9 protein-coding genes are annotated in these 8065 nt (G+C 63.0%); 3 read left to right on the top strand and 6 right to left on the bottom strand.

The window, feature by feature from the left end; translation table 11 throughout:
- Positions 1–103: 103 nt before the first annotated feature.
- Positions 104–901: a lytic transglycosylase domain-containing protein gene (locus EOA24_RS19945; protein WP_127409996.1), complete on the top strand. Its 798-nt coding sequence runs from the start codon at positions 104–106 to the stop codon at positions 899–901.
- A 113-nt stretch (positions 902–1014) separates the two neighbouring features.
- Here the strand turns inward: EOA24_RS19945 and EOA24_RS19940 are convergent, their stop codons facing one another.
- Entirely contained in the window at positions 1015–1506 is a 492-nt protein-coding gene (locus EOA24_RS19940; RefSeq protein WP_245501824.1) for a hypothetical protein, read from the bottom strand.
- 257 nt (positions 1507–1763) lie between these two features.
- Positions 1764–2987 carry an argininosuccinate synthase gene (locus EOA24_RS19935; RefSeq protein ID WP_126080418.1) on the bottom strand — a complete coding sequence of 408 codons (1224 nt, stop codon included), beginning with the start codon at positions 2985–2987 and terminating at the stop codon, positions 1764–1766.
- Positions 2988–3170: 183 nt separating this feature from the next.
- On the opposite strand from EOA24_RS19935, the gene EOA24_RS41705 reads away from it, so the two are divergent.
- Together EOA24_RS41705 and EOA24_RS19925 are read left to right on the top strand one after the other, a co-directional pair.
- On the top strand, positions 3171–3356 hold the full coding sequence (locus EOA24_RS41705; RefSeq protein WP_189343309.1) for a hypothetical protein: 186 nt from the start codon (positions 3171–3173) through the stop codon (positions 3354–3356).
- Positions 3357–4061: 705 nt separating this feature from the next.
- Positions 4062–4703, top strand: coding sequence for a LysE family translocator (locus EOA24_RS19925; protein WP_126080421.1), 642 nt, complete (start codon positions 4062–4064; stop codon positions 4701–4703).
- A gap of 34 nt (positions 4704–4737) precedes the next feature.
- On the opposite strand, the gene EOA24_RS19920 is transcribed toward EOA24_RS19925, so the two are convergent.
- The 4 genes from EOA24_RS19920 to rlmN form a co-directional block, all read right to left on the bottom strand.
- Positions 4738–5982, bottom strand: a complete 1245-nt coding sequence (locus tag EOA24_RS19920) for an MFS transporter (protein WP_210211650.1) — start codon at positions 5980–5982, stop codon at positions 4738–4740.
- 130 nt (positions 5983–6112) lie between these two features.
- Positions 6113–6406 carry a hypothetical protein gene (locus EOA24_RS44120; RefSeq protein WP_348526204.1) on the bottom strand — a complete coding sequence of 98 codons (294 nt, stop codon included), beginning with the start codon at positions 6404–6406 and terminating at the stop codon, positions 6113–6115.
- Positions 6407–6454: 48 nt separating this feature from the next.
- Entirely contained in the window at positions 6455–6580 is a 126-nt protein-coding gene (locus tag EOA24_RS44115) for a hypothetical protein (RefSeq protein ID WP_292256119.1), read from the bottom strand.
- The gene (rlmN, locus tag EOA24_RS19910) at positions 6577–7809 is read right to left on the bottom strand and encodes a 23S rRNA (adenine(2503)-C(2))-methyltransferase RlmN (protein WP_127409994.1); all 1233 of its coding nucleotides are present in this window, start codon (positions 7807–7809) and stop codon (positions 6577–6579) included. Before rlmN ends, EOA24_RS44115 begins: the two co-directional genes overlap by 4 nt.
- Between the last annotated feature and the right edge of the window lie 256 nt (positions 7810–8065).

Below are 8065 nucleotides of genomic sequence, written 5' to 3'. Positions count from 1 at the left end.
CGCCAGTGTCGAGTGTCACGTGCTCCGCGGAGGCGGTGACAACCCGGCGTTTCGCTGGCAAATTCACAACCGGGACGTGATTCAGGCAATTCAGGAGAACGAGATGGCATTTTTTGCCAAAGGAAGGATTTTTGCGGCGGCGGTAGTGGCGACGCTGGCGCTGACGGCGGGCGCCGAGGCGGCTCCGAGCTGTGGCAAGAACGGCGCCGGCTTTGACGCCTGGAAACAGGATTTTGCCGGCGAGGCCAGAGCCGAGGGTGTCGGCCAGAGGGGCCTGTCCGCGCTGGCGGGTGCCACTTACGCCACCAGGACGATCGCCGCCGACCGGGCGGTCCACAAGGCGTTCAGCGGCTCGGTGGAAAGCTTCATGCAGCGCCGTGGCGCATCCGCGATCATCTCCCGAGGCCGCGCGCTGAAGAAAGCAAACGCGGCGATGTTTGCCAATATCGAGAGCACCTATGGCGTGCCGCCGGGCGTGCTGCTCGCCATCTGGGGCATGGAAACCGGTTTCGGCGCCTCGATGGGGAACCAAAACACGGTTTCGGCGATCGTGACGCTCGCCTATGACTGCCGTCGCCCGGATTATTTCAAGCCGCATGCCATCGCCGCGCTGAAGCTTGTCGATCGCGGCGCGCTCAGCGCCTCCTCGGTCGGCGCCATGCATGGCGAGATCGGCCATACCCAGTTCCTGCCCGGAAACGTGCTGAAATATGGCGTCGGCAGCGGCAATTTGCGCGACCGCAACACGGCGCTGGCATCCACCGCCAACTTCCTCAAGGGCCATGGCTGGCGCGCCGGCGCGAGCTATCAGGCCAATATGGGCGCGATCGCCGGCTGGAATTCGGCAAGCGTCTATCAGCAGGCGATCGCCCGCATCGCTGAGGCGATTGACGCCGACTGACGGAATATCTCCATTCCGACGAAAAGCCCGGCCTGCGCCGGGCTTTTTTGTTACGAAGCAAGGGTCAAAACCCAACCACCGGAACGACCGGGTCCGATCTCATCACCTAACTCTCAATCATTCGCGTAGCCGCTCAATGGACATTTCCGGGAAACGGGAATCTGGAAGGTACCGGTAGTGCCGCTGCAGGTACGGAACTTGGAGTTCCGCGGCGCTGGAGCAGCCACCTTTGACTTACCCTCGATCACTGTCGGGACTCCGGCAGCTTGCGAGTAGCTGCCGCCTAAGGGGCATTTCTCGGAAGCGGAAACCTCGAAGGAGCCGGTGATAACATTTGAGCAGGTACGGAATCTAGAGTTCCGCGGCGCCGGCGTGGCCGCAGCCGCCGCCTTTGACTTGCCCTTGATGACCAACCAGATTTCGGTCGGTTGATCAAGCTGCACCCTGTTTATGTCGGAGTAGCCGATCCGGCCGCTGCGTATCCCTTCGGCAAGGCGCTGGCAGAACAGGGTCGGCATGCGCTCTTGCGAGACGCCCATGAACGAGGCGATTTCGTGCTTGAACGTGATGCTCCATAAATGGACAGCGGAGATGCACCCGTCCAAATTAGCCTCAGGCGCCTGCTTCGTGCCTGCTTGCGAGGGCCCGCACGTCATCAACGTCAACGCTGCCGCAGCCAGAAGATAAATACTATTTTCACTGTGAAAACTCCCCGCATCCCACTGGCGAACTTAGTTAGAGCGGCGGAAAGGTTCAAATGATAATTTCTCTGAAGTGGTCTGAACTTTTCTATATTAGATATTTGAAATAAAAACCCGGCGTTTCCGCCGGGTCGTCTGATCGCTGCCGTATCGGCAAAATATCAGTGCTTGCGGTTTCTCGCGGCCAGCGTCCTCAGCCGAAGCCCGTTCAGCCGGATAAAGCCTTCCGCGTCCTTCTGGTCGTAGGCGCCACGGTCGTCTTCGAAGGTGACCAGCGCATCGGAATAGAGTGTCTTTTTCGACTTGCGGCCGGTGACGATGACATTGCCCTTGTAGAGCTTCAGCCGCACCGTGCCTTCGACATCCTCCTGGCTCTTGTCGATCATCGCCTGCAGCATGTCGCGCTCGGGCGAGAACCAGAAGCCGTTGTAGATGAGCTCGGCATAGCGCGGCATGAACTCGTCCTTGAGGTGGGCAGCGCCCCGGTCGAGCGTGATCGATTCGATCGCCCGGTGAGCAGCGATCAGGATGGTGCCGCCGGGGGTCTCGTAGACGCCGCGCGACTTCATGCCAACGAAACGGTTCTCGACGAGGTCGAGCCGGCCGATGCCGTTGTCGCGGCCGAGGTCGTTCAGCGCCGCCAGCATGGTTGCCGGCGACAGCTTCTTGCCGTTGAGCGCGACCGGATCGCCCTTGAGGAATTCGATCTCGATCTCGGTGACGGCATCGGGCGCGTCCATCGGCGAGACGGTGCGCTGGTGGACAAATTCCGGCGGCTCGCTCCACGGGTCCTCCAGCACCTTGCCCTCGGAGGAGGAGTGCAAAAGGTTGGCGTCGACCGAGAAAGGGGCTTCGCCGCGCTTGTCCTTCGGCACCGGGATCTGATGCTGTTCGGCGAAGTTCAGAAGGTCGGTGCGCGACTTGAACGACCATTCGCGCCAGGGCGCGATGACCTTGATCTCCGGGTTCAGCGCAAAAGCCGACAATTCGAAGCGGACCTGATCGTTGCCCTTGCCGGTGGCGCCATGGGCAATCGCGTCGGCGCCGGTCTCCTGGGCGATCTCGACCAGATGCTTGGTGATCAGCGGCCGGGCGATCGAGGTGCCGAGCAGATAGGTGCCCTCATAGACGGCGTTGGCGCGGAACATCGGGAAGACGAAGTCGGCGACGAACTCCTCGCGCACGTCGACGATGCGGATGTCCTTGATGCCCATCATCTCGGCCTTGCGGCGCGCCGGCTTCAGCTCGCCGCCCTGGCCGAGATCGGCGGTGAAGGTGACGACTTCGGCGCCGAGCTCGGTCTGCAGCCACTTCAGGATGATGGAGGTGTCGAGGCCACCGGAATAGGCGAGCACGACTTTCTTGACGTTTTTGAACTTGGACATTTTTGGCGGTTCCGCAGGAAAAAGCTTCGGGGGCGAGGTATCATGGGGTTTCCAGGCGGCGCAAGAGACGAAGGATGCGGTAGTGTCTCAGTTTGAAATATGAGCGGCTACGGATCGCAGCCGTCCGACTGTCGCGCCATGCGCCGAACTCCTATATGCTTACCGCAAAGCGCGGGAGCTTTCATGTCATACGCAGTCGAAACATGCCCGGACGATGTGGACCGTCTGAAGACGCTTCTCCACAGCCTAGGCGAAGAGGGAAGCCGGATCATCAACGTGATCTGGCAACCGGAGCGGGATGTACCCACCGACATCGGTCCGATAACCCAGCCATCCGGCTACGTCATCGTGTTGGAGTATCCGAGCTAAAGCCGACCGGAGGCCAGAAGCGCCCCGGCGACGTGATCGGCGACGCCGTCCACGTCATGCGTATTGCGACTGGCGAGGAAGCCGACGACACGCTGGATGACGGCAAGCGCGGCCCCTACGAGAAAAGGGTGACATGCGCATAGAGTTCTATGGATTGCATTTTGATCTACCTTCGGATTGGGCCGACAGAACAGATAACGTACCCGAGGGTGTTCCAACCCTTGCCCTTCCCTCCGGAGTTGGAGCGTTTCAGTTCACGATTGCCCGCTATGCTGGAGGCAAACATCCGCGAGTAAGCATAGTTGCACTGCGAAGCATGCTCGCTGAATTTTGCAGAAAGCAGCCCCGAGCGTTTGACGATCCGGTTACAAACATGGGCAAGGTATTTTCTGTCGGGTGCGTGTCCCACGACCTCAGTGAGACACTCGGAGTTTGGTATCTCTCGAATGGAAGTGACGTCGTTTTGGCTACCTACCTCGGTTTGTCATTCGATCATCCAGAAGTCGCGTCAGAGTTGGCTGAAGTCAGGCAATCGATAGCGACTATGGATTTTTGACGGTCCCGAAATTCAAACTGAGACACTACCACGGAAGCCTGCCGGTGGCACAGGCTGGGCCAGATGTTTGCCAGGACAGACGCTGGCGTGGCAGAAAGCGCCGCGTTATAGGGCGCGCGATCCACCCGAGGCGACCCCCGAGGCGACCAATGTCCTTCATTCCCGAGACTTCGACGCTCATCCAATTCGCCATTGCCACCATCATCCTGGCGATCACGCCGGGGCCTGACATGACGTTGTTCGTCTCGCGCACGCTGAGCCAGGGCCGTGCCACCGGCTTCGCCTCGATGGCTGGCGCGCTCACCGGCACGCTGATCCATACAACGCTAGTGGTGGTCGGCATCTCGGCGCTGATCGTCGCCTCGCCTATGGCCTTCTTCGTGCTCAAGATCTTCGGCGCCGGCTATCTGGTGTTCCTGGCCTGGCAGGCGGTGATGAAGGGCTCGGCCTTTTCACCGGAGAAGCGGACAGGACCGCAGGTTTCGCTGTTCCGCAGTTGGGCGGCCGGGCTCGGCGTCAACCTGCTCAACCCCAAGATCATCCTGTTCTTCATGACCTTCCTGCCGCAATTCGTCTCCGCGCATGATCCGAACGCGTCCGGCAAGCTGTTCTTCCTCGGCGTGATGTTCATCGCGCTGTCGATCCCGGTGACGGCGCCGATGGTGCTGGCGGCGGAAAAGTTCTCGGCGGCGATGAAGGCCAGCCCGCGCGTCACCCGCGTGGTCGATTATCTCTTCGGCTGCGTGTTTTCGGCCTTCGCGCTCAAGATCCTGACCGCGCAGGCGAAGTAGCTGTCGCTCGGCGCTTGCGGCAATCGGCAAGGGTTCAGCGATATATCTTCACCGCATGCCTTGCCAGAGCGATGATCGCCGCGGCGGCGATGAGCGCGCAGACGCCAGGCCATCCCCAATGGCCGTAGATCTTGACGCCGATCCAAGAGCCGGCGCTGCCGCCGAGGAAAACTGAGGTCATATAGGCCGTGTTGAGCCTGCTGCGGGCGTCGGGCCGGATCGCGAAGACACGCGCCTGGTTGGCGGTCTGACCACTCTGCACGGCGATGTCGAGGAGCAGCATGCCCGCCGTGAGCGCCAACAGGCCTGTTGCTCCGCCAAGCCCGCCGCCGAGCAGGACGATCCCCGCCGCGATGCCGGTGAAAAAGGCGAGCGGGCTGACGACGTCGGGACCCTTGCGGTCGATCAGCCGGCCGACGACCGGCGTGCAGAACACGCTGGCCGCGCCGACCAGCGCGATCAGCCCGACCGCCTGGCCGCCGAGATGGTACAGCGGTCCGCCGAGCAGCAAGGCCAGGCTTGTCCAGGCGGCGGTGAAGCCGCCGAACATCAGCGCCTGGTAAAGGCAGGAGCGGCGCAGCTCCGGCTCGTCGCGAAAGAGGATGAAGGCCGCCGCGACCAGCGACGGGTAACGCTGCGAAGATGTCGGCGCCGTCCTGGGCAGCACCAGGCCAAGCAGGACGGCTAAGGCGAACAGCGCCGCCGCGGCGACCAGGTACGGTCCGCGCCAGCCGAGATGCTCGCCGAGAAAGCCGCCGAAGGTGCGGGCCAAAAGAATGCCGGCCAGCAATCCGCTGAGCAGCGTGCCGGTGACCGCCCCGCGCCGCTCCGGCGGCATCAGCCCGGCCGCCATCGGCAGCAGGATCTGCGGCACCACGGTGGTGATGCCCGTCGCCATGCTTGCGACTGCCAGCACCGGCAGCGTCGGCGCCTGGCTGGCGATCAGAAGTGCTGCGGCCGTCAGCGTCAACAGGGTTGCGACAAGCGGACGATGCGGAAGCCGGTCTCCCAACGGCACCAGCAGCAGAAGGCCAAGCGCATAGCTAAGCTGGGCGGTGGTGACGACCAAGGCCGCCGTGTCAGCAGGGACGTGCAGGTCGGACGCGATCAGCAGCGTGATCGCCTGGGGAAAGTAAATGGTGGCAACGCTTACGCCGCAGGCAATCGAGAGGATGAACAGCAGGCCGGCGCCGAGGCCGGAAGGGCTGCGCTCGGCCGGTTGATCGAGCCGTTCGGCCACGGCGGCGGCCGAGCCGCCATTCATTTCACCTTCCGCCATGGCCCTGCTCCTGTCGGTCTTGCCAGAATGTCTCGGCACGGCGGGCCAAATTCGATTCGGGCAGCCTCTTCAAGTCGATGGGTTTTGACATGATCCGCTGCAGAAAAGTCTGCAACTTTTCGTCATCAGCTCAAGGGTCCGCGTCGGCCAGGGGCGGGCGGCGCCAGCTTCCGGCCCAGCGGCCGGCGGAGAGCCAGTAGAAGATGCCGCCGACCATGCCGCAGCCGATCACGGCCAAGCGGACATTCGTCGCGGTGACATCGAAATTGGCGTCGCCCACATTATGCACGAAGCCGAGGAAGACGATGGCGACGACCGCGCCGCCCAGCGCGTAGAACAGCCAGTCGCGCCGGCCAAGCACGTCGGCCGCCAGGATCACGACGGCGGCCGGCATGAAGGCGAAATAGGCGACGAACAGCGCCACGAACGGCACCGAAAAATAGAGCGCCGGCGCGATCGTCGGGTGGCCTGGCTACAGCGCATAGCCGAAATAGCCGAGGAAGAGCGCGTTGAGAAAGGCGCTCGCCGCCAGCGAGCCGACAATATAGCCGATCAGGATGACGGCGAAGCGGACGAGATAGGCGATGATACGCCTCACGCCTCGCCGTGCCCCGCGATCATCATGGCTTCGAGCGCCAGCCGGTCCACCTTGCGCATCCGCTCCGATTCCGACTTGAGCTGGCCGCAGGCGGCGAGGATGTCGCGGCCGCGCGGCGTGCGGATCGGCGAGGGGTAGCCGGCATTGTTTATGTAGTCGGCAAACTTTTCGATCGTCTCCCAGTCCGAGCACTGGTAGTTGGTGCCGGGCCACGGGTTGAACGGGATCAGATTGATCTTGGCGGGAATGCCCTTCAAGAGCTTCACCAGCGCCTTGGCGTCGTCGAGGGAATCGTTGACGTCCTTCAGCATCACATATTCGAAGGTGATGCGCTTGGCGTTGGAGAGGCCGGGATAGGCCTTGCAGGCGGCGATCAGCTCCTTCAGCGGGAATTTCTTGTTGATCGGCACCAGAAGGTCGCGCAGGTCGTCATTGGTGGCATGCAGCGAGATCGCCAGCATGACGCCGATCTCCTCGCCGGTGCGGGCGATCTCCGGCACCACGCCCGAGGTCGACAGCGTGATGCGGCGCTTCGACAGGGACAGGCCGTCGCCGTCGGAGGCGATCAGCAGCGCTTTCTTCACCGCCTCGAAATTGTAGAGCGGCTCGCCCATGCCCATCATGACGATGTTGGACACTTTGCGCCCTTCGGCCGGGACGATGGCGCCGTCCGGCGTGTCGCGGTCGGGGAAATCGCCGAGCCGGTCGCGCGCGGTGAGCAGTTGCGCCAGGATCTCTTCCGTCGTCAAATTGCGCACCAGCTTCTGCGTGCCGGTGTGGCAGAAGGAGCAGGTCAGCGTGCAGCCGACCTGCGAGGAGATGCAGAGCGTGCCGCGGCCTTCCTCGGGGATGTAGACGGTCTCGATCTCGACGGGACGGCCGGCGCCGCGCGGCGGAAAGCGGAACAGCCATTTGCGCGTGCCGTCGGAGGAGATCTGCTCCTCGACGATCTCCGGCCGCGCGACGGTGAAATGCGTGTCGAGCGCGGCGCGCAGGTCCTTGGAGATGTTGAACATATGCGCGAAGTCGGATACGCCGCGCACATACATCCAGTGCCAGAGCTGCTGGGCGCGCATCTTTGCCTGGCGCTCCGGCACGATGCCGGCACTGATGAGCGCCTCGCCGATCTCGGCGCGGGTCAGGCCGATCAGGGACGGCTTTTCGGCCGGGGCTGCGCGGCGCAAGGCGTCACGGGCGCCTTCGGCGGTAAGATCAAGCGAAACGGTCATGGTGGCGCCAATATAAGCGATTTGCGGCCGATTTCAGCACCGGCCTGACAGGAAGCGCGGCGCATAGCACAGCTTGGCGCCGGAGTCATGCGCCGGGCTTACCCTTGAACTTCCGCCTTGCGGCGATGGCCGCTGACCTGCTGGCCATCTTCCGGATGGAGAAAGAAGAATCCCGGGATGGAGAGCAGCGGGATCACCGCCGTCAGCAGGAACGCCCAATGGAACTGGCTCGCCGTCGGCGCATGCACCTCCCCGG

Origin of the sequence: Mesorhizobium sp. M2A.F.Ca.ET.039.01.1.1, from assembly GCF_003998035.1 — a bacterium.
Classification (GTDB): Bacteria; Pseudomonadota; Alphaproteobacteria; order Rhizobiales; family Rhizobiaceae; genus Mesorhizobium.
This window is presented reverse-complemented; position numbering and strand designations above follow the sequence as displayed.